Here is a 22,520-nt window from a genome sequence, read left to right as displayed (position 1 = left end):
GCGAACGACAAAGGATAGCAGCCCATGAACGCCCACCTCTACCTCCGTGCATCAACGAAAGACCAAGACGCCAGCCGTGCAAGAGTCGCGTTGGAGCTGTTCGCTGGTGAGAAGGGTTTGAACATAGTGAGGGTGTATGCTGAGAACATCAGTGGGACAAAGCTCAACCGGCCAGAGCTGCTCTCCCTGCTCAACAATGCCCAGAGTGGTGACGTACTACTGGTCGAGTCTGTAGACCGCCTCAGTCGCCTCTCGCAAGCTGACTGGGATACTCTCAAGACCACCATCAAGACCAAGGGATTGCGTCTGGTTGTAGCTGATTTGCCCACCAGTCACATGCTAGTTGAGGCGAAAGGAATCACAGGTCAAATCATGGATGTGATCAACAACATGCTGATCGACCTCATGGCCACCATGGCACGACTGGATCAAGAAAAACGCGTGGAGCGTATCAGGCAGGGTCTGGACAACAAACGTATTGCTGAACCTGAATGGAAGCCAGCAGGCAAAGGCAGGAACGCGGCCAAGTGGGAAAAGGTACAGTCGCTGATGCAGAAACATCCAACGATGTCGGCTGATGAGATTGCCAAACTGGCTGAGTGTGGCGTTGCAACGGTGTACCGGATCAAGAAGGAGTCAACAGCAGTGTGATGGATACTCGCCCTGTGTCTGTTGGGGTCAGCAGATGCAGGGCAAGCTGAGACTTATTTTCAAATTTTGATGGCGCTCATTTGAGCACCTCGCACCTTGCTTAACACCTTGGGCAAAAAGGCCAGATTACATTTTCAACCCGAAAGCCATGCTCATATTGAAGTGCACGCGATTTCTGGCGGCGGGGCATGAGCCCTACAATGGAAGTATCCTTATCGACACTTGCACGGGAACGCCTTGTGGAAGGTGACTAGCGTGAGGAATGCTAGGCGTCAGTCTTCCCAAATGTCTACAACGTGCTCTGGAAGAAATATCACCACATCTCCAAACTTAAGACGGTCCTGTTCATCTGAGCAAGCAGGGTGGTTTTGTAGCTCCCCCACGAGGTAGGGGCCAGAGTGACCTTTGACATCAACCCACATTCTCTCACCAAAGAGCTCATCATCCCCATTTTCATCGAGTAGCGAGAACTCGAACTGAAGCTTGACGCTATCCCCTAAACCAAGACTGTACCGCTCTGAGTCTTCTGGGATATGAAAGGTTTGAGGCCAACGCTCATTACTAGCTACTCCGCTAAGCAGATGCCACCCATCAATATCCAGTACGGCCAACCGTTGGTTGGGTCTTACAGCAGTTTCGGGGGCGAGAACCGCACCAAAGGTTGGGCGAGGTCCTATTGGTGGCTGTGTCAGGGCCGGGTCCCTGAATATTGCCCTTAGTAAATCTTCGACCCGCTGATCTAGCTTGTCCTCATCCCGCATATCGACAGCATAGATTCCTAAAAACTGGGCGGGTACGGAGCAATCGGGACCGGGGGTAAATTCGCCATCTCGAATGATAGGGATGAAGCGCTCCCTCTCCAAACCGGCAGCAATACGCCCGGTAATTATCTGTTGCTCATAGCCAACACCACCAGCCCGCACCAAAGATTTTCTGCTGTAGTCTTTCGTGCAAATGATCAGAGCGAAATCACAATCTTGTGCCTCCACCTCCATGAACTGGGTGAGGCTTTGCCCTGGAGCGATATGCCACTGGTCTAGCCGGACGTTTACGCCGTTCTTTGTTAGCCTTTCGGCCAAAGATCTTACCCAAGACTTATGAGCATCACTTTCCCACGAGTATGAAATGAATACCTTCGGGGGGACTTCCGTTTCTGGCATGACGCAAATCCTCTGCTTTCAATTTGGTACGTGGAGCATAAGTAGCTGTCACTGCCCTCTATATTGATTGAGAAAAGGGCAAGCACTAAGCGTTTTAGGGCACTGGAACCGCTACCTACGTCAAAGCTCAACCTCATCAGTGGCGCTAGATACGCCCCCTCACTTCGAGTTTTCCCCTCAGGGCAACGCAGCTGCCAAGCGACGAGCTTTGGAGATATCTAGCTCATACTGTCCTGACGGGGCGTAGTATCGAGCCGAGCCAATAGCCACGGCAATCTCCCCATAATAAATGGTAGTCAAAGCACCCTCTAGATACTGAACAACCATGATGTCATCCACTCGATCAATAGTAGATTTCGAGATTGGTACAAAGCCATTCATTTGAGCGGTCGTTTTGACGCTTACCCTCCTGCCCTTTCGGCATAGCACATCAAACCCATGCTGATTGGCTTGGCTTGCCAAGGTTCCGCCCAATTGAAGCGCACAATGAAACTCACCCAGCCTACCTATGAGGTGGCGAACCTCCGTGGCTTTGACCCCAAATTCGTTTACCTCGAGCTTGATTAGCTCAAGATACTTATCATGGAGGATCTGGATACGCTCGGGCGTAATCATGAATTTAGACGCTCGCAATGCATGCAGGAGAACAAGTCATTGGCGAGGGACACGGAGCTTGGAGAGGACGTTTGAGCGAGCTAGAATGCTCAGCACAGTGCACCACTTAGGTGTACCTAAACGCTGTTCCACTTCGAGATTTCTGACTGATAAATCCTTGTAGAACCAAGGACTTAGAGATAGGAGGCAGCCCCACCAGCCACACCCCGGCACACAATGTTCCCGCTGTGGCTGCTCCCTTCCGGGCCTGACCAGGTTAACGGGTAATCGTTGCGGGGGGACCGATGGGGCCACCATAACGACGCTCACCTGACGGCGAGCCGCGCCATTGTACCTATCTGAGTTGAAGATACAACCGCTCATTGCAGAATAAAAAACTCGAAGGGCTTCAAGCACTTGGAGTGTCACCAAGCAGGGCCGGCGGGCGCTGGCTCGCGCCGGCCGGCCCACGCTTCAGGCCGAAGCGGAAATGCCGTGCTCACCGAGGAAGGCGACGAATGCCTCCTCGTCCAGCACCTTCAGGCCCAGTTCGTTGGCCTTGGCCAATTTGGAACCGGCCCCCGGGCCTGCCACCACGCAATGGGTCTTGGCCGAAACCGAACCAGCCACCTTGGCTCCCAGGCTTTCCAGCTTGTCCTTGGCCACATCGCGGCTCATCAACTCCAGGGAACCGGTCAGCACCCAGGTCTGGCCGGCCAGGGGCAAGCCTTCGACCGCCTTCTTCTCGCTCTGCCAGTGCATGCCGAAGTCACGCAACTGTTGCTCGATGGCCTGGGCCAATTGGGCATTGGCCGGATTGTCGAAGAACTCACGGACCGCCTTGGCCTGCTTCTCCGGCAAGGCCTGGCGCATGTCCAGCCAATCGGCGTCGATCACCCCTTGCAAGGAACCGAACTTGTCCGCCAGCTTCTGTGCCGCGCCCGGCCCCACTGAAGGAATGTTCAACTTGTCGAGCATGCCGCCCAGGGTGGTGCTGGCGGCGAATTCCGCCCCCAGCTCGCCCTGGTCCTGCAGCACCAGGGCGCATTGGTCCGCCGCCAGCAAGGCGCCGATCACCTGCTGGTTATGGCTGTCCTCGAAGAAACTGTGGATTTCATGGGCGACTTCCAGGCCGACATCCGGCAAGTAGGTCAACACCTGCGGCAACGCCAGGCGTACCCGCTCCAGGGTGCCCAGGGAACGCGCCAGGACCTTGGCGGTCTCTTCGCCGACATCGGGGATGCCCAGGGCATAGACGAAACGCGCCAGTGACGGGCGCTTGCTGTCTTCGATGGCCTTGAGCAGCTTGTTGCTGGAGACCTCGGCAAAGCCTTCCAGGTCGATGATCTGCTCGTACTTGAGCTTGTAGAGATCAGCCGGCGAGGCGATGAGCTGCTCGTCCACCAGTTGCTCGATGGTCTTGTCCCCCAGGCCTTCGATATCCATGGCACGCCGGGAGACGAAGTGGATGATCGCCTGCTTGAGTTGCGCACCGCAGGCCAGACGGCCCACGCAGCGATAGACCGCACCTTCGCTGACGGTTTCGCGGCCCTTGCTGCGCTTGACCAGTTGCGTGCGCTCGACATGGGAACCGCAGACCGGACAGCTTTCGGGAATCTGCACCGCCCGGGCATCCTCCGGGCGCCGTTCGGTGACCACTTGCACCACCTGCGGGATCACGTCGCCAGCACGCCGGATGATCACCGTGTCGCCGATCATCAGCCCCAGGCGCGCCACTTCGTCCATGTTGTGCAAGGTGGCGTTGGATACGGTCACCCCCGCCACCTTGACCGGTTTCAAGCGCGCCACCGGCGTTACCGCGCCGGTACGACCGACCTGGAACTCCACATCCAGCAGCTCGGTGAGCTCTTCCATGGCCGGAAACTTGTGGGCAATGGCCCAGCGCGGCTCCCGGGCCCGGAAGCCCAGCTCGCGCTGGGAAGCGATGCTGTTGACCTTGAACACCACACCGTCGATTTCGTAGGGCAGCGCGTTACGCCGCTCGCCGATCTCGCGGTAGTAGTCCAGGCACTCGTCGATCCCCTTGGCCAGGCGCAGCTCGCGACTGATGGGCATGCCCCACTGCTTGAGCTGCTCGAGGTTGCCGATATGGGTATCGGCGATGTCCGCCGTGACCTGGCCCAGACCGTAGCAGCAGAACTCCAGGGGCCGACTGGCGGTGATCTTCGAATCCAGCTGGCGCAGGCTGCCCGCCGCGGCGTTGCGCGGGTTGGCGAAGGTCTTGCCGCCCGCCTCCAGTTGCGCGGCGTTCAAGCGCTCGAAGCCGGCCTTGGACATGAACACTTCACCGCGCACTTCCAGGGTCGCCGGCCAACCACTGCCCTGCAGCTTCAGCGGAATGTTGCGCACGGTACGCACGTTGACGCTGATGTCCTCACCGGTGGTGCCGTCGCCACGGGTGGCGCCACGCACCAGCAGGCCGTCCTGGTACAGCAGGCTGACCGCCAGGCCGTCGAGCTTGGGCTCGCAGCTGTACTCCACCGCCACGCCACCACCGAACAGGTCGCCGCTCGGCAGGTCCAGGCCCTCATTGACCCGGCGATCGAACTCGCGCATGTCGACTTCTTCGAAGGCGTTGCCCAGGCTGAGCATGGGGATCTCATGGCGGACCTGGGTGAAGGCCGAGAGCGCGGCGCTGCCGACCCGCTGGGTCGGCGAGTCGCTGGTCACCAGTTCCGGATGCTCGGCCTCCAGGGCCTTGAGCTCGCGGAACAGGCGGTCGTACTCGGCGTCCGGGATGCTGGGTTCATCGAGCACGTGGTAGCGATAGTTGTGCAGGTCCAGCTCGGCACGCAGCTCAAGAATGCGGGTTTCGGCGGCGGTCATGGGGTTCTCTCATAAAGCAAAAGAGCAGCCTAGGCTGCTCGATCGAAGATGGTGTTCAGGCTTGGCTGGCCAGTCGACTCCTACAGGATAGATCCCGCTTCGGCGAAATCGCTGGCCAGCGATCAGAGGGTCACCGCTTCTGGGTCAGCGCACGGCGCTCGAACTCGACGATGCGCTGGCGGTAGTGTTCGATGGTCTGGGCGGTCAGGACGCTGCGCTGGTCGTCCTTTAGCTCGCCATTGAGCTCCTGGGACAACTTGCGTGCCGCGGCCACCATCACGTCGAAAGCCTGTTTCGGATGACGTGGGCCCGGCAGGCCCAGGAAGAAGCTCACGGCCGGGGTGCTGAAGTGGTCGATATCATCCAGGTCGAACACCCCGGGCTTGACCGCATTGGCCATGGAGAACAGCACCTCGCCGTTGCCAGCCATGCTTTCGTGGCGGTGGAAGATATCCATCTCGCCAAAACGCAGGCCGCTCTCGAGGATGTTCTGCAACAGCGCCGGCCCCTTGAAGCCCGCCGCATCACGGCAGATCACGCTGATCACCAGCACCTCCTCGGCCTGGGGCTGGTCCTTGTCGCCGAAGCTGGCAGACTTGCCCTCATCGGCCGGGAAATCATCGTCACGGCTGCTGAAGCTCGGACCGTTGTCCAGATCCAGGTCCAGATTGAGGTCGCCCTGCTGCGGCTCGCTACCACGCTTGCCGCGCTTGGACGAAGAACTTTCCCGAGGCTCGCGGGCCGGCATGCTCACCGATGGCAAGTCATGCTCATCCAGTTGCGGCTCCTTGTGGTTGTCCAGCACCCGGGACGGACCCAGCAGTTCGGCATTGCCTTCCTCATCCGGCAAGTTGGAAAGACTTCGATCAAGACGGAACTTCAACTTGCCCTTGCCGCCGCGCATACGCCGCCAGCCATCAAAAAGAATACCGGCGATGACAATAATGCCGATGACGATCAGCCACTCGCGCAGACCGATTTCCATGTAATCCCGTGCCTCTATGAAAAATGCTGAAAAATAAGGGGCTTACAATCTGCAAACCGCTTTAAAACGTGGCGCCAACTCTATGTTCTGAATGGCCTTTTGCTCACGCGTAGAAAAAATTGACATTAAACTAGCACGACCAAAGGCAACTTTACACCGTCTGTCGCAACGCTTATGGCCAATATGTCGCCTGGCTGGCTCGACAATGGCGAAAAACCTCCTGCGCTGCCCCCGACAGCCCCCTCAACCCCGCTGGTTCAAGCGTCCACCATCGCCATGGCCTCTTCGACGTCCACGGCCACCAGGCGCGAACAACCGGGCTCGTGCATCGTCACCCCCATCAATTGATCGGCCATTTCCATGGCGATCTTATTGTGGGTGATATAGATGAACTGCACCGTTTGCGACATCTCCTTGACCAGCTTTGCATAGCGTCCAACGTTAGCGTCATCCAGCGGTGCGTCAACTTCGTCGAGCATGCAGAAAGGTGCCGGATTCAACTTGAAGATGGCGAATACCAGGGCCAGTGCGGTCAGTGCCTTTTCTCCACCGGAGAGCAAATGAATGGTGCTGTTCTTCTTCCCCGGAGGGCGCGCCATGATCGTCACCCCTGTATCGAGTAGATCTTCGCCCGTCAGTTCCAAATAAGCGCTGCCGCCACCGAAAACTTTTGGAAACAATGCCTGTAGGCCACCATTGATCTGGTCGAAAGTGTCCTTGAAACGATTCCGGGTTTCCTTGTCGATCTTGCGGATCACGTTTTCCAGGGTTTCCAGGGCCTGTACCAGGTCGGCATCCTGGGCATCCAGGTAGCGCTTGCGCTCGGACTGCTGGCGGTATTCGTCGATCGCCGCGAGGTTGATCGCCCCCAGGCGCTGGATCCGCGCCGCAATCCGCTCCAGTTCCTCTTCCGCGGCCGGCTCGCTGGCATCCGCCGCCAGGGTCGCCAGGACCCCATCCAAGTCATAACCATCGGCCAGCAACTGCTCCTGCAGCGCCTTGCGCCGCACGCTCAGCGCCTGCCACTCCATCCGTTGCTGCTCGAGCTGCCCGCGGATCAACTGCGACTGCTGCTCGGCCTGGCTGCGACGCTTCTCGGCTTCACGCAATTCACGGTCGGCGTCTTCCATGGCGATCTGCGCGGCCTTGAGCTCGACATCCACGCTCATGCGCCGCTCCAGCAACTCTTCGAGCTTGAGGCGCAACTCTTCCAGGGGCGCCTCGCCCTCCTCCAGGTTGAGGCTCAACTGTTCGCGCTTCTCGGTCAGGCGCTCGGACTGCATCTCCAGGCGCTCCAGGGCCTGGCGCGTGGAGTCGTGCTGGGCCTTGAGCGAGCCCATGCGCACCGCCAACTGATGGGCATGGTCCTTGTGCTGGCGGGCCTCCTGGCGCACCCGGTCGAGACGCTCACGCAAGCTGTCGCGCTGGGCCAGCAGCGACTCGCGCTGCTCGGTGTCCAAGGCCATGCCATCCAGCGCATCCTGCAGTTGCAGGCGCGCCTCGCCGATCTGCTCATGCTCCAGTTCGCGCTGCTCAGCCAGCTCCAGCAGCTCCTCGTCGAGGCGGCTGCGGCGCAGATGCAACTGCTCGGCCTTGGCTTTGCCAGCGGACAACAGGGCTTTCAACTCACCCTGCTGGCGAGCCTCGTCCTGCAATAGCCGGCGCAGATGCTCACGCCCGTTTTCCTGCTGGCGCTGCTGGGCCCGCAGGTTGAGCAACTGGCTTTCCAGGTCCTCGACACTGGCTTCACGCTCGTCGCGCTCGAGTATCAGTTGCTGGATTTCCTGGCCCCGGGCCAACACCCCGCTCTGCGCGTCGCTGGCGCGGCGCACCCGCAAGAAATGCCGACCGACCCAATAACCGTCGCGGCTGATCAGGCTCTGCCCCACCGCCAGCTGGCCACGCAAGGCCAAGGCCTGCTCGAGACTGTCCACCGGCTTGACCTGGCCCAACCAGGGCGCCAGGTCGACCTGGGACTGCACCTTGTCCAGCAAGCTGCCGGGCAAGGATGAAGCCTCTCCCGGCAGGCTCAACAAGCGCAGGTCGCCCTGCTCGAACCCACCCAGGTCGATACCGGTGAAATCCTCCACCAGCACTGCCTGCAGGTCGGCACCCAACACGGTTTCCACCGCCAGCTCCCAGCCGGCCTCCACCTGCAGGTCATCGGCCAGGCGCGGGCGCTCGGCCAGTTGCTGCTCACGCAGCCATTGGGCGGTACCGGTGTCCGGGTCCAGGGCCGCTTGCTGCAGGGCCTCCAGGGACGCCAGGCGACCGTTGAGCCGCTGCAACTCGCCCTGGGCTTGCTGCTGGGCCTGGGTCGCCTGCTGCAACTGCTGGCGCAGTTGTTCCAGGCGCTCGACCTGGGACTCCTCGCTGGCTTGCAAGTCCTCCAGGGTGGCCTCGCTGGCGGCCAGTTGTTCATTGAGCTCGAGCATGGCCGCGTCTTCCGGATCGGCGGTCAGTTGCTCGCGCTCTTCGCCCAGGCGTCGCTGGCGCTCGGCCAGGCGCTCCAGGCTGGCCTCCAACTGCTGGATGCGTGACTGCTGCACTTCCGCCTGGCGCCTTGGCTCGGCGGAACTGAGGTTGAAGGCGTCCCACTGCTCCTGCCAGCCATGCATGGTGGCCTCGGACTCTTCCAGGGCCGCCGCGGCTTCCTCGGCAGCGGCGCTGGTGAGCTCCTGCTCGGGCTCGAGCATCGCCAACTCTTCGCCCAGGGTCGCCAGCAAGGTGCGGTCGAGGCCCAGGTGCGATTCGGTCTCCAGGCGCGCGCGCTCGGCCTCTTTCAGATCGTCCTGTAACTGACGCAGGCGCTGCTGGCCGTGCTGGATGCTCTGCTCGACCCGGGCGATGTCGCCACCTACCGAGTAGAAACGCCCCTGCACCTGGTTGAAGCGCTCGGACAACTCATGATGGCCGTCGCGCAGGCGCTCGATGGCGGCATCGGCGTTGCGCTGCTCGGCCACCAGGGCCTCGAAGCTGACCTCCTGGCTGCCGATCACCGACTCGCGCTGCCCCACCTGCTCGTTCAGCGCCTGCCAGCGCAAGGCCGACAGTTGCGCCTTGAGCTGACGCTCCTCGGCCTTGTATTCCTGGTATTTCTCAGCGGCCTGGGCCTGGCGATGCAGGCGCTCGAGCTGGCGCTCCAGCTCCTCGCGCAGGTCGGTCAGGCGCGCCAGGTTCTCATGGGTGCGACGGATGCGGTTTTCCGTCTCGCGCCGGCGCTCCTTGTACTTGGAAATGCCTGCGGCTTCCTCGATGAAATTGCGCAGGTCCTCGGGCTTGGCCTCGATCAGCTTGGAGATCATGCCCTGCTCGATGATCGAGTAGCTGCGCGGCCCGAGGCCGGTGCCCAGGAAGATGTCGGTGATGTCCCGGCGACGGCACTTGGCACCGTTGAGGAAATAGCTGTTCTGGCTATCGCGGGTGACCTTGCGCCGGATCGAGATCTCGGCGTAGGCGGCATACTCGCCCACCAGGGTGCCATCGGAGTTGTCGAATACCAGTTCGATGCTCGCCTGGCTCACCGGCTTGCGGCTGGTGGAGCCGTTGAAGATGACGTCGGTCATCGATTCGCCACGCAGGTTCTTCGCCGAGCTTTCGCCCATCACCCAGCGTACGGCGTCGATGATGTTCGACTTGCCGCAGCCATTGGGCCCGACCACCGCCGCCATGTTACTGGGGAAGTTGACCGTGGTCGGATCGACGAAGGACTTGAACCCCGCCAGCTTGATGCACTTGAGTCGCACGTTTATGCATCCGCCAGGGCAGACACCACCAGGTCGCTGCTGCGCTGGCCGTAGGCGGTCAGTACCCGGCGGATCTGCGCCAGGTCACGGGCCAGCACGGCAGCCAGCAGTTGCTCGAACAACTCCAGGTACTCGCTCATGGACGCCTTGCGCTGGTCCAGCGCCAGGTAATAGGCGCGGCTCATGGCCGGGTGCAGGTTCTCGACGGTCTCCTGCAGGTACGGGTTGTTGGCGAAGGGATAGGCGGCGCGCATCACGCTGAAGCTGTCTTCGACGAAGGCGCGGATGTCCTGGCTCTGGTAGGCACTTTCCAGGCGTTGCTGGATCTGCAGGAACGGCGCCATGTCGCTTTGCTGCTGCCAGCCGCTGGCTACCGAATTGCCGAGCAGGATGTACATCTCGCTCATCAGGGTGCAGAGGCTGCGGACCTTGTGCTCGGTGAGCTCGGTCACGTGGGCGCCACGGCGCGGCAGGATGGCGATCAGGTGGCGACGCTCCAGGATCAGCAAGGCCTCGCGCACCGAGCCGCGGCTGACATTGAGAGCCAGGGTGACCTTCTGTTCCTGAATGCGCTCCCCAGGCTTGAGATCCCCGCGAATGATACGTTCGGCGAGGTGGTGAGCAATTTGCTCGGCGAGACTGTCCGGCGCCTTGAACGTCATGGTTTTCCTTCAGAATCTTTAATCGGCACAAGCGGCGAAGTGTAGCGCAATTGATACCTCGGCGCGGAGTGCCACGGCAGCGGAATTTGCCATGAAACCCGCACATAGACGGCTATTGGTCGGGTCTGCACCGATGGTTGTCGACTGACGCCCGGCCCCGCGCCTGCGGCCACGAGGATCTTGGTCATACTTGAATTGTTGGGCGAATAAATTTCCTGACCTTGAAGTCAGAAAATCATTGACCGAAAAGTCAGACATGACTAAATTCGGCCCACGTCGCTTAACAACAATAATGAGTTTGCGAGGCCTTCCGTGATCCAGTTTCTACTCAACCAGGAGCTCCGCAGCGAGCACACCCTGGACCCGAACCTGACCGTGCTCGACTACCTGCGCGAACACCTGGGCAAGCCTGGCACCAAGGAAGGCTGTGCTAGCGGTGACTGCGGGGCCTGCACCGTGGTGGTCGGCGAGCTGCAAGTCGATGCCCGGGGCGGCGAATCGATCCGCTACCGCAGCCTCAACTCGTGCCTGACCTTCGTGTCCTCCCTGCATGGCAAGCAGCTGATCAGCATCGAAGGCCTCAAGCACCAGGGCCAGTTGCACAGCGTGCAGCAGGCCATGGTCGACTGCCATGGTTCGCAGTGCGGCTTCTGCACGCCGGGCTTCGTCATGTCGCTGTTCGCCCTGCAGAAGAACAGCAGCCAGCCCGACAGCCACAAGGCCCACGAAGCACTGGCCGGCAATCTGTGCCGCTGCACCGGCTACCGGCCGATCCTCGCCGCCGCCGAACAGGCCTGCGCTGATGAACGCGGCGACCAGTTCGATGCCCGCCAGGCCGAGACCATCGCCCGCCTCAAGGCCATCGCCCCGCAAGACACGGCCGAGCTCAACAGCGGCGACAAGCGCTGCCTGGTGCCCCTGACAGTCGCCGACCTGGCCGACCTCTACGACGCCTATCCCCAGGCCCGTCTGCTGGCCGGCGGCACCGACCTGGCACTGGAGGTAACGCAGTTCCACCGCACCCTGCCGGTGATGATCTACGTCGGCAATATCGCCGAGCTCAAGCGCATCGAACACTTCGAGGACCGCCTGGAGATCGGCGCGGCCACCGCCCTCACCGATTGCTACGACGCCCTGCGCGGCGAGTACCCGGACTTCGGCGAACTGCTGCAACGCTTCGCCTCGCTGCAGATCCGCAACCAGGGCACCCTGGGCGGCAACATCGGCAACGCCTCGCCCATCGGCGACTCGCCGCCGCTGCTGATCGCCCTGGGCGCGCAGATCGTACTGTGCAAGGGCCAGGTGCGCCGGACCCTGGCCCTGGAGGATTACTTCATCGACTACCGCGTCACCGCCCGCCAGGACAGCGAGTTCATCGAGAAGATCATCGTGCCCCGCGCCAGCGCCGAGCGGCAGTTCCGCGCCTACAAGGTGTCCAAGCGCCTGGACGACGATATCTCCGCGGTCTGCGCGGCCTTCAACCTGCGGATAGTCGACGGCGTGATCGAGGAGGCGCGCATCGCCTTCGGCGGCATGGCCGCAACCCCCAAGCGCGCCAGGCACTGCGAGGCGATCCTGACCGGCGCCGACTGGACCCAGGCGAGCATCGAGCAGGCCTGCGCGGCCCTGGCCCAGGACTTCACGCCGCTCTCGGATTTTCGCGCGAGCAAGGAATACCGCCTGCTGAGCGCGCAGAACCTGCTGCGCAAGTACTTCATCGAACTGCACACACCGCACATCGAGACTCGGGTGACCGCTCATGTCTAACCAGCACAAGGTCGAAAAGACCCAGGACGAACTCTCGGCCCTGTTTCGCCAGGACCTGACCACCGGCGTCGGTCGCAGCGTCAAGCATGACAGCGCCGAAAAACATGTGTCCGGCGAAGCGGTGTACATCGACGACCGCCTGGAATTCCCCAACCAGCTGCACGTCTATGCCCGGCTCTCGGACCGTGCCCACGCCCGGGTCATCAGCATCGACACCACCCCCTGCCATGCCTTCGAAGGGGTGCGCATCGTCATCACCCACGAGGACATTCCCGGCCTCAAGGACATCGGCCCGCTGCTGCCCGGCGACCCGTTGCTGGCCATCGACACCGTGCAATACGTCGGCCAGCCGGTGCTGGCGGTGGCCGCCCGCGACCTGGATACCGCTCGCCAGGCCGCCATGGCCGCGATCATCGAGTACGAGGACCTGGAACCAGTGCTGGACGTGGTCGAGGCCCTGCGCAAGCGCCACTTCGTGCTCGACAGCCACACCCACCAGCGCGGCGACTCGGCCAGCGCCCTGGCCAACGCCAGGCACCGCATCCAGGGCACCCTGCACATCGGCGGCCAGGAGCACTTCTACCTGGAGACCCAGATCTCCTCGGTGATGCCCACCGAAGACGGCGGCATGATCGTCTACTGCTCGACCCAAAACCCCACTGAAGTGCAGAAGCTGGTGGCCGAGGTGCTGGATGTCTCGATGAACAAGATCGTGGTGGACATGCGCCGCATGGGTGGCGGCTTCGGCGGCAAGGAAACCCAGGCTGCCAGCCCCGCCTGCCTGTGCGCGGTGATCGCGCGCCTCACCGGCCAGCCGACCAAGATGCGCCTGCCCCGGGTCGAGGACATGCTGATGACCGGCAAGCGCCACCCGTTCTACATCGAATACGACGTGGGCTTCGACGAAAGCGGCCGGCTGCACGGCATCCAGCTGGAGCTGGCGGGCAACTGCGGCTGCTCGCCGGACCTGTCGGCGTCCATCGTCGACCGGGCGATGTTCCACGCCGACAACTCGTACTACCTGGGCGACGCCACGGTCAACGGCCACCGCTGCAAGACCAACACTGCCTCCAACACCGCCTATCGCGGTTTCGGCGGCCCCCAGGGCATGGTCGCCATCGAGGAAGTGATGGATGCCATCGCCCGTCACCTGCACCTGGACCCGCTGGCCGTGCGCAAGGCCAACTACTACGGCAAGACCGAGCGCAACGTCACCCACTACTACCAGACCGTCGAGCACAACATGCTCGAGGAAATGACCGCCGAACTGGAAGCCAGCAGCCAGTATGCCGAGCGCCGCGAAGCCATCCGGCTGTACAACGCCAACAGCCCGGTGCTGAAGAAAGGCCTGGCCCTGACCCCGGTGAAATTCGGCATCTCCTTCACCGCCAGCTTCCTCAACCAGGCCGGCGCGCTGGTCCACGTCTACACCGACGGCAGCATCCACCTCAACCATGGCGGCACCGAGATGGGCCAGGGCCTGAACACCAAGGTGGCCCAGGTGGTGGCCGAGGTGTTCCAGGTCGATATCGGCCGGGTGCAGATCACCGCCACCAATACCGACAAGGTGCCCAACACCTCGCCGACCGCGGCCTCCAGCGGCGCAGACCTCAACGGCAAGGCGGCGCAGAACGCGGCGCAAACCATCAAGGACCGGCTGGTGGAGTTCGCCGCGCGCAAGTACCAGGTCAGCGAGGAAGATGTGGAGTTCCACAACGGCCACGTGCGGGTTCGCGAGCTGATCCTGACCTTCGAGGAACTGATCCAGCAGGCGTATTTCGCCCAAGTGTCGCTGTCCAGCACCGGCTTCTACAAGACTCCGAAGATCTACTACGACCGCGCCCAGGCCCGCGGCCGGCCGTTCTACTACTTCGCCTTCGGCGCGGCCTGCGCCGAGGTGCTCGTCGATACCCTGACCGGCGAATACAAGATGCTGCGCACCGATATCCTGCATGACGTCGGCGCGTCGCTGAACCCGGCCATCGACATCGGCCAGGTGGAAGGCGGCTTCATCCAGGGCATGGGCTGGCTGACCACCGAGGAATTGGTATGGAACGCCAAGGGCAAGCTGATGACCAATGGCCCGGCCAGCTACAAGATCCCGGCAGTGGCCGACATGCCGGCGGACTTGCGGGTCAAGCTGGTGGAAAACCGCAAGAACCCGGAAGACACGGTGTTCCACTCCAAGGCGGTGGGCGAACCGCCGTTCATGCTCGGCATCGCCGCCTGGTGCGCCATCAAGGACGCCGTGGCCAGCCTTGGCGACTACCGGCACCAGCCACGGATCGACGCCCCGGCGACCCCGGAACGGGTGCTCTGGGGCTGTGAACAGATGCGCCAGCTGCAGGTGGCGAAAGCCGTAGAGAGCGAATCCGAGCTGGCTCCGCTCTAGACCCAGGCGCGCCTGTCGCGGGCAGCCTGGCTCCTGCCGGGATGGCATTTCCCTGGAAGAGCCAGGCTTGCCCGCGATGAGGCCCGAACACACAACAGCGATGTCGAGGTGAACATGTACGACTGGATCAGCGCCCTCGCCGACCTGCAGAACCAGGGTGAACCCTGCGTGCTGGTGACCATCATCGAAGAGCTGGGCTCGACCCCGCGCAACGCCGGTTCGAAGATGGTGGTCAGCGCCAGCCGGGCCTTCGACACCATCGGCGGCGGCCACCTGGAATACAAGGCCATGCAGATCGCCCGGCAGATGCTCGCCAGCGGCCGGCAAACCACCCACCTGGAGCGCTTCAGCCTCGGTGCCAGCCTCGGCCAGTGCTGCGGCGGGGCCACGGTGCTGCTGTTCGAGCCCATGGGCCAGGTGCAGGCGCAAATTGCCGTGTTCGGTGCCGGCCATGTCGGCCGCGCCCTGGTACCCTTGCTCGCCGCGCTGCCCTGCCGGGTGCGCTGGATCGACTCGCGGGAGCAGGAATTCCCCGAACAGATTCCCCAAGGGGTGCGCAAGATCGTCAGCGAGGAGCCGGTGGACGAGATCGATGACCTGCCCCCAGGCAGCTATTGCATCGTCATGACCCATAATCACCAGCTGGACCTGGAGTTGACCGCCGCCCTGCTCAAGCGCAACGATTTCACCTATTTCGGCCTGATCGGCTCCAGGACCAAGCGGGTGAAGTTCGAACATCGCCTGCGCGATCGCGGCTTCGACGCCGCCACCGTGCAACGCATGCGTTGCCCCATGGGGCTGGGCGAGGTCAAGGGCAAGCTGCCCGTGGAAATCGCCATCTCCATCGCCGGTGAAATCATCGCCACCTACAACGCCCATTTCGGCCAGCCCAGCGTCATCGCCGAACCCATTGCCCAGCTGCTGCCGGTCTCGCGCCGCAGCCAGGCCTCGAACTGAAACAGCCACACACTTGAGAATGACCATGTCCCAGACTCGCAAAGCCTACCGTGCCGCCATCCTGCACAGCATCGCCGACCCGGCGGAGGTCGGAATCGAAGCCTCCTACGAGTACTTCGAGGACGGCCTGCTGGTGGTGGAAAACGGCCGGATCAGCGCCCTTGGCCATGCCAGCGAACTGCTCGCGAGCCTGCCCGCCGAGGTACCGGTGAACCATTACCCGGACGCGCTGATCACCCCAGGCTTCATCGACACCCATATCCACCTGCCGCAGACCGGCATGGTCGGCGCCTATGGCGAACAACTGCTGGACTGGCTCAATACCTACACCTTCCCCTGCGAAAGCCAGTTCGCCGACCGGGCCCACGCCGACGAAGTGGCCGACGTGTTCATCAAGGAGCTGCTGCGCAACGGCACCACCACCGCCCTGGTGTTCGGCAGCGTGCACCCGCAGTCGGTGGATGCTTTCTTCAGCGCCGCGCAGAAGCTCGATCTGCGAATGATCGCCGGCAAGGTGATGATGGACCGCAACGCCCCGGACTACCTGGTCGACACCGCCGAGTCCGGCTACCAGGACAGCAAGGCATTGATCGAGCGCTGGCATGGCAAAGGTCGCCTGCACTACGCAGTGACCCCGCGCTTCGCCCCCACCAGCACCCCGCAGCAGTTGACCCTGGCCGGCCAGTTGCTCAAGGAGTATCCCGATCTCTACATGCAGACCCACATCAGCGAGAACCTGCAGGAAATCGAGTGGGTCAAGGAGCTGTTCCCCGAGCGCAAGGGCTACCTGGACGTCTACGACCATTACCAGTTGCTGGGCGAACGCTCGGTGTTCGCCCATGGCGTGCACCTGTGCGACGACGAGTGCGCGCGCCTGGCGCAGACCGGTTCGGCGGTGGCCTTCTGCCCGACCTCGAACTTCTTCCTCGGCAGCGGCCTGTTCAACCTGCCGATGGCCGAGAAGCACAAGCTCAATGTCGGCCTGGGCACCGATATCGGCGCCGGCACCAGCTTCTCCCTGCTCAACACCCTCAATGAGGCCTACAAGGTGATGCAGTTGCAGGGCGCGCGCCTGAGCCCGTTCAAATCCCTGTACCTGGCCACCCTCGGTGGCGCCCGGGCCCTGCGTCTGGAAGAACGGATCGGCACCTTGCACCCCGGCACCGACGCCGACTTCCTGGTCCTGGACTACAAGGCCACGCCGCTGCTGGAGTACCGCCTGCAACAGGCCAAGAGCATCGCCGAGACCCTGTTCGTGCTGATGACCCTGGGCGACGACCGCACCGTGCTGCAGACCTACGCCGCCGGCCAGCAAGTGCACCAGCGCTGATCGGTCCCCGGCGTCAAGGATCCCCCGCTCGATACCGCTCGACCGGGGGATTTTTCATGGAGTCGCAACCTGCTGCGCAGGCTCGCGCCGACCATCGGCAAAGAGCTCACGCGGATGGGCTCGCACTGCGTATCATCTGCCCCCTTCGCCCGGGCCCTGCTGCTCTGCCCCGGGCCCCATGGAGCAACAAGGGGCTTCGCCGCAGGCCGCCCCCGAACCGGAAGAAAGCACATGAGAGAGCTAGCTGAACTCGGCATCTACTACCAGAACTGCGTCATCGAACGGCCCATCCCGAGCCTGGATGAGATCGCCGAATTCCAGGCCAGGCAGGGCGTCGCCCTGCCCGCCGACTACCTGCAGTTCCTGCGCACGATCAATGGCGGCGCGCCCACGCTGAACTTCTTCGAGAACGACGAGGCCGCCTTCGCCATCGAGGCCTTCCACTACCTGGCCCTGGAAAGCGATCCGGACGACAGCTACAGCATCGCCGTGGCCTCCGAGTGGCCTTGCGAGGAACTGGGCAGGAAGGTGATCGCCATCGCCGGGGACGGCAGCGGCGACCAGCTCATCATCGACCCGAGCCTGGGGCCCGAGGTGCGCCTGTGGCGACACGACGACGGTAGCGAGCCGGAGATTCTCGCCCCCAGCTTCGAGGCGTTGCTGGCCGGCCTCAAGCCCGATCCGGATGAGGACGAGTGAAACGGCGTTGAGATCTTGATCGGCGATGGCGGCCGGGCCCTGGGGAGGGCCCGGCTCCGGTACGGGTGCTCGGACTAGAAGGTCACTTCCAGGTTCAGGGTTGGCGCCGAGGTGCGGGTACCACGGCCGCCATCCACGCCGAACTTGTTGTGCCAGTACTCGTAGCCGACCCCGAGGTAGAGGTTGGGCTTGACGTTCTTGCCCGGCAGCACGGCGAACATCAACGAGGTGCGCATCAGGGTTTCCGGGGCCGTGTCACGGTCGTTGTAGTCATGGCCCTTCTCCCCGATGTAGTTGACGAAACCCTGGAACTTGGCCGCATGGCTGCCTACCTCGAATGGCCTCATCCAGGCCAGGTTGAGCAGGTAGGTATCGTCGAAGGTATGGTCCGGATCCTTGGCCCCGGGGATGCCGGAATGGTTGTTTTCCTTGTAGTACAGCAGGCTCAGGTCGAGCACGCCGACGGTGTTGAACTTCAGGGTCGGGCCGAACACCAGGGCGCGTTTCTTCGCCGAACCCAGGTTGTTGTTGCGGCTGGCGTCGAAACCCAGGGTCAGCGCGTAGTCCTTGACCAGGCCTGTGCCCAGGGGCGTATCCAGCACCCGCGAGGCGAAGAGCTGGTGACGATAGACGCCGTACACTTCGCTGCTACCCCTGTTGGTGCCCTTGCGCGGGTCATCGTTGTCGGAGAGCAGCACATCCAGGTGCAGGTAGTTGCTGCCGTACTGATAGCCGCTGGCGTGGGTGAAGCTATAGACACGCTTGCTGATGTAGTGCGGGTTGTTGGGATTGGTGAATTCCTTGCCATAGCGAAAGCCCACGCTGTTGCTCATCCATTCCAGGGCGGTCGCTTGCCCCGCTCCGATCAAGGTCATCAGCAGGGTCGCGCCTTGTAGTGCCTTTTTCATTTTTATTATGTCCTGTGGCTGATGGCAGCTTCGCTGGCTGCCGACCGGCGCAGTATCGACACAAGCGCCGCAGGGGCCAAAGCACAGAATATCGCCCGGCGTGCTGCCAAAACGGCAGCGCTGGCCTGATGCCGGTCAGTTAAGCGAGGTGATCCCCTGCAGGAGCAGCCGGTCGACGCTCGATTGCTCGCGATGGCTGTCAGCGTTAGCGCTTGCTGACTGGATAAACGCGGCGCTCTGCAGTCCATCGCGGGCAAGCCTCGCTCCTACAATTTCCTTAACTGATCGACATTAAGCACTGGCTGGCGGCCAGTGCATTCGGCGCGCTGGCGAATACCGATCTCTTCATCCAGCAGGTGCGCCAGTGCCTCCACCGCGCCAGGCAGCTCGCGACCGCTTCGGGCATAGAGCCCCAGGTCGCTGTAGATGCCGCCCTGGTCGCTCAGGGGGATGTGCACCAGCGCGCCCTGGGCCAGGTCCGCCTCGACTCCGATCCGGGTCTGGAAGGCCACGCCCAGGCCGTGGCGGACCATCTGCCGCGCCAGCTCCATGGAGTTGCTCTGCAGGGGTGGTTTGTCCAGCAGGCCGAGACGCTTGTGCAGGGGCATCAGCAGGTGATGGATCGACAACTCGCTCTTGGCCAGGATCAGGCCATGCTCGGCACAGGTGGCGAAATTCACGCTTCCCCGATCGGCCAGGGGATGCCCGGGGCTGACCAGCGCTCCCAGGCGAAAATGCCCGACGCTCAATTGGCGGATCTCGGCCGCCCTGGGCAAGGCGAACGCCAGCCCCAGGTCCGCTCGATTGCTGGTCAGCGCCTGGGGAATCGCCTGCGAGCCCTGGACCGTCACACCGATGGTCACCTGGGGATAGAGGTCGCGCATGCGCTTGAGTACCGCCGGCAACAGTTCGACGGTGGCGCCCTCCACCGTGGCGATCTCCACGTGCCCGCTCTGAAGCCCGCGCAGCGCATCGAACTCCAGGCGCACTCGCTCCAGGTCCTGCAGTACCAGGCTGACATGCCGACTCAACGCCTCGCCGGCCAGGGTCAGGCGCAGGCCGCCGGGCACGCGCTCGAATAGCGAGGTACCGATTTCATCCTCGATCTTGAGGATCTGCCGGTTCACCGCCGAGGAGGCGACATTCAAGCGCCGGGCAGCCTCGCGGATCGAGCGGCAACGGCGGACCATGTCGAAATAATGGATCGCGCAAGAATGAATACGCAGGGTTCTGCCGCTCATGCCTTGGACTCCTTGGGCACGATGAAAGGCCGCCACGGGCTGACCGAGAGCGTTGACGACAGAACTGTATACAATTAAACAAGAAAACCACAACAATCCAGCAGTTGCCCAGCGCTCGGGGCGCCAAACAAAAATCCCCCGCCCCATGGAACATGGAACGGGGGATCGGTCGTGCGGGACGAGGTCCTACAGCTTGGCGCTGGAGCGGCCCGGTTTTTTCGTCTGCAGCAGGTGCGAGAACACCGCATGCAGGTCGTCCGAGGCACTTTCCTCGTCGAGATTGAGCTTGCTGTCGATGTGGTCCATGTGGTGCATCATCAGGTTCACCGCCAGCTCGGCATCCCGCGCCTCGATGGCATCGATCAGCTGGGTGTGCTCGTCGTAGGAGCAATGGGAGCGGTTGCCACTTTCATACTGGGCGATGATCAGCGAGGTCTGGGATACCAGGCTGCGCTGGAAGCTGATCAGCGGGGCATTTTTCGCCGCCTCCGCCAGCTTCAGGTGGAATTCCCCGGAAAGACGGATGCCGGCACCGCGATCGCCACGGGAGAAGCTGTCGCGCTCCTCGTTGACCATCTGCCGCAGCTCCAGCAACTGCTCGGTGGTGGCGTGCTGCACTGCCAGCTCGGTGATGGCCCGCTCCACCAGGCGCCGGGCGAGGAACACCTGGCGCGCTTCCTCGACGCTCGGGCTGGCCACCACTGCCCCACGGTTGGGACGCAGCAGCACCACGCCTTCATGGGCCAGGCGCGAGAGCGCGCGACGGATGATGGTACGGCTGACCCCGAAAATCTCCCCCAGCGCCTCTTCGCTCAATTTGGTACCGGGCGCCAGGCGCTGTTCGAGAATGGCCTCGAAGATATGCGCGTAGACGATATCGTCCTGGGTTCCGCTGCGTCCGGCCTTGCCTGCTCGCGGTTGTTTCTTCAGGGGTTGCAACTGTTCGTTCATGGGCACTCGGGTCGGGAGGACTGCAGCGGTGTCAGCGTGACTTTAATACGCCACGGTGGGGCGCTGGCAAGTATCGCGTTAAAACAGGTGCACATTGTACACAACCCTTGGAACGCAACAGTAAAAAGTATACTTGCCCCCCTGCTGGCGCCCCCTGACTGTACGGCTGTTTGCAGGCGCGGCTGTATGGCAACGGCAAGCGCCGTTTACGTTTAGGCTTGGCCCCTGGACCTTTCAGCATTGCAGTGCCCTCCTTCGCGGCTCGCACCAGGAACAAGAGCGGTCCATCGCGTCTTTCAAGAACAAGGAACCCCATGATGTCCGATGCCAACCCCGCGCAACTGCGCCCCCTGGCCGACACTTCGCCTTCAGCCATAGTCGCCGGCTTCATCGCCATGATGACCGGCTACACCAGCTCCCTGGTGCTGATGTTCCAGGCCGGACAAGCCGCCGGCCTGAGCAACGGCCAGATCTCCTCGTGGATCTGGGCCCTGTCCATCGGCATGGCGGTATGCAGCATCGGCCTGTCCCTGCGCTACCGCACCCCCATCACCATCGCCTGGTCGACCCCGGGCGCCGCCCTGCTGATCACCAGCCTGGGGGGCGTGACCTACGGCGAAGCCATCGGCGCCTACATCACCTGCGCGGTGCTGGTCATCATCTGCGGCCTCACCGGTAGCTTCGAACGCCTGGTGAAAAAGATCCCGGCGTCCCTGGCGGCGGCCCTGCTGGCCGGGATCCTGTTCAAGATCGGCAGCGAGATCTTCGTTGCCGCCCAGCATCGCACCGCCCTGGTGCTGGGCATGTTCTTCACCTACCTGGTGGTCAAGCGCCTGTCGCCGCGCTATGCGGTGCTGGCGGCCCTGCTGATCGGCACGGCGCTCTCTGGAATGATGGGGCTGCTGGATTTCAGCGGCTTCAAGCTAGAAGTGGCGACCCCGGTCTGGACCACTCCGCACTTCTCCCTGGCGGCCACCATCAGCATCGGCATCCCGCTGTTCGTGGTGGCCATGACCTCGCAGAACATGCCCGGGGTCGCCGTGCTGCGAGCCGATGGCTACAACGTGCCAGCCTCGCCGCTGATCACCGCCACCGGCCTGGGTTCGTTGCTGATGGCGCCCTTCGGCTCCCACGGCATCAACCTTGCGGCCATCAGCGCGGCGATCTGCACCGGCCCCCATGCCCATGAAGACCACGCCAAGCGCTACACCGCAGCGGTCTGGTGCGGGATCTTCTACGGCATCGCCGGGACCTTCGGCGCCACCCTGGCCGCGCTGTTCGCCGCTCTGCCCAAGGAGCTGGTGTTGTCCATCGCCGCCCTGGCGCTGTTCGGCTCCATCATCAACGGCCTGACCATCGCCATGAGCGAAAGCAAGGAGCGCGAAGCGGCGCTGATCACCTTCATGGTGACCGCATCCGGGCTGACGCTGTTCTCGGTGGGCTCGGCATTCTGGGGCATCGTCGCCGGGGTGCTGACCCTGCTGATCCTCAACTGGCGCAACGCCTGAGACCCGGAACCGGCGTGGGCGCCAAATGACGCCCACGACAAAACCCGGGACAAGCCCGAGGCCGGAGCAATGATCGATAGGGAATAAGGAAAGGTTGCCCTCGGGCAACAACGCACGGACGA

Annotated in this window: 16 protein-coding genes and 1 other RNA gene; 7 read left to right on the top strand and 10 right to left on the bottom strand. The window is 62.7% G+C overall.

Translation table 11 applies throughout. The features are described 5' to 3' along the window. Window positions 1–24: 24 nt before the first annotated feature. The gene (locus C4K40_RS09715; protein ID WP_053135952.1) at window positions 25–651 is read left to right on the top strand and encodes a recombinase family protein; all 627 of its coding nucleotides are present in this window, start codon (window positions 25–27) and stop codon (window positions 649–651) included. 272 nt (window positions 652–923) lie between these two features. On the opposite strand, the gene C4K40_RS09710 is transcribed toward C4K40_RS09715, so the two are convergent. The 7 genes from C4K40_RS09710 to C4K40_RS09680 form a co-directional block, all read right to left on the bottom strand. Beyond that, window positions 924–1,811, bottom strand: coding sequence for a toll/interleukin-1 receptor domain-containing protein (locus tag C4K40_RS09710; RefSeq protein ID WP_053135948.1), 888 nt, complete (start codon window positions 1,809–1,811; stop codon window positions 924–926). Between the two features lie 177 nt (window positions 1,812–1,988). Beyond that, complete coding sequence (locus C4K40_RS09705; protein WP_053135945.1) at window positions 1,989–2,426, bottom strand: hypothetical protein; 438 nt, start codon at window positions 2,424–2,426, stop codon at window positions 1,989–1,991. Between the two features lie 190 nt (window positions 2,427–2,616). Next, window positions 2,617–2,713: signal recognition particle sRNA small type (gene ffs / locus C4K40_RS09700), an RNA gene on the bottom strand. A gap of 166 nt (window positions 2,714–2,879) precedes the next feature. Further along, the gene (gene ligA, locus C4K40_RS09695; RefSeq protein WP_053135942.1) at window positions 2,880–5,252 is read right to left on the bottom strand and encodes an NAD-dependent DNA ligase LigA; all 2,373 of its coding nucleotides are present in this window, start codon (window positions 5,250–5,252) and stop codon (window positions 2,880–2,882) included. A 130-nt stretch (window positions 5,253–5,382) separates the two neighbouring features. Beyond that, entirely contained in the window at window positions 5,383–6,237 is an 855-nt protein-coding gene (zipA, locus tag C4K40_RS09690) for a cell division protein ZipA (protein ID WP_053135939.1), read from the bottom strand. A 257-nt stretch (window positions 6,238–6,494) separates the two neighbouring features. Beyond that, the gene (gene smc / locus C4K40_RS09685) at window positions 6,495–9,983 is read right to left on the bottom strand and encodes a chromosome segregation protein SMC (protein WP_053135936.1); all 3,489 of its coding nucleotides are present in this window, start codon (window positions 9,981–9,983) and stop codon (window positions 6,495–6,497) included. Window positions 9,984–9,985: 2 nt separating this feature from the next. Beyond that, the gene (locus C4K40_RS09680; RefSeq protein WP_022643298.1) at window positions 9,986–10,645 is read right to left on the bottom strand and encodes a GntR family transcriptional regulator; all 660 of its coding nucleotides are present in this window, start codon (window positions 10,643–10,645) and stop codon (window positions 9,986–9,988) included. Window positions 10,646–10,957: 312 nt separating this feature from the next. Between C4K40_RS09680 and xdhA the strand changes: the two genes are divergently transcribed. The 5 genes from xdhA to C4K40_RS09655 all read left to right on the top strand — a co-directional run bounded on the left by xdhA (window position 10,958) and on the right by C4K40_RS09655 (window position 17,790). Continuing rightward, window positions 10,958–12,412 carry a xanthine dehydrogenase small subunit gene (gene xdhA / locus C4K40_RS09675; protein WP_022643297.1) on the top strand — a complete coding sequence of 485 codons (1,455 nt, stop codon included), beginning with the start codon at window positions 10,958–10,960 and terminating at the stop codon, window positions 12,410–12,412. After that, window positions 12,405–14,804 carry a xanthine dehydrogenase molybdopterin binding subunit gene (gene xdhB, locus C4K40_RS09670; RefSeq protein WP_053135933.1) on the top strand — a complete coding sequence of 800 codons (2,400 nt, stop codon included), beginning with the start codon at window positions 12,405–12,407 and terminating at the stop codon, window positions 14,802–14,804. Before xdhA ends, xdhB begins: the two co-directional genes overlap by 8 nt. Before the next feature lie 114 nt (window positions 14,805–14,918). Next, the gene (gene xdhC, locus C4K40_RS09665; RefSeq protein ID WP_053135930.1) at window positions 14,919–15,761 is read left to right on the top strand and encodes a xanthine dehydrogenase accessory protein XdhC; all 843 of its coding nucleotides are present in this window, start codon (window positions 14,919–14,921) and stop codon (window positions 15,759–15,761) included. A gap of 25 nt (window positions 15,762–15,786) precedes the next feature. Then, window positions 15,787–17,091: a guanine deaminase gene (guaD, locus tag C4K40_RS09660; protein ID WP_053135927.1), complete on the top strand. Its 1,305-nt coding sequence runs from the start codon at window positions 15,787–15,789 to the stop codon at window positions 17,089–17,091. A 231-nt stretch (window positions 17,092–17,322) separates the two neighbouring features. After that, on the top strand, window positions 17,323–17,790 hold the full coding sequence (locus C4K40_RS09655) for an SMI1/KNR4 family protein (protein ID WP_022643292.1): 468 nt from the start codon (window positions 17,323–17,325) through the stop codon (window positions 17,788–17,790). Between the two features lie 74 nt (window positions 17,791–17,864). Here C4K40_RS09655 and C4K40_RS09650 read toward each other — a convergent pair whose 3' ends face one another. From C4K40_RS09650 to C4K40_RS09640, 3 genes are all read right to left on the bottom strand, one after another. After that, on the bottom strand, window positions 17,865–18,698 hold the full coding sequence (locus C4K40_RS09650) for a hypothetical protein (RefSeq protein WP_053135925.1): 834 nt from the start codon (window positions 18,696–18,698) through the stop codon (window positions 17,865–17,867). Window positions 18,699–18,964: 266 nt separating this feature from the next. After that, entirely contained in the window at window positions 18,965–19,939 is a 975-nt protein-coding gene (locus C4K40_RS09645; RefSeq protein ID WP_053135922.1) for a LysR family transcriptional regulator, read from the bottom strand. 186 nt (window positions 19,940–20,125) lie between these two features. Next, window positions 20,126–20,890: a GntR family transcriptional regulator gene (locus tag C4K40_RS09640; protein WP_022643289.1), complete on the bottom strand. Its 765-nt coding sequence runs from the start codon at window positions 20,888–20,890 to the stop codon at window positions 20,126–20,128. A 317-nt stretch (window positions 20,891–21,207) separates the two neighbouring features. On the opposite strand from C4K40_RS09640, the gene C4K40_RS09635 reads away from it, so the two are divergent. Next, window positions 21,208–22,398 (top strand): benzoate/H(+) symporter BenE family transporter, encoded by a 1,191-nt coding sequence (locus C4K40_RS09635; protein WP_053135919.1) that lies wholly within the window; start codon window positions 21,208–21,210, stop codon window positions 22,396–22,398. The last annotated feature ends 122 nt before the right edge of the window (window positions 22,399–22,520 follow it).

It is taken from the genome of Pseudomonas sp. CMR5c, assembly GCF_003850545.1.
Taxonomy (GTDB): Bacteria; Pseudomonadota; Gammaproteobacteria; order Pseudomonadales; family Pseudomonadaceae; genus Aquipseudomonas; species Aquipseudomonas piscis.
Note: the sequence above shows the minus strand (reverse complement) of the source record. Positions and strands in the feature narration are given on the sequence as shown.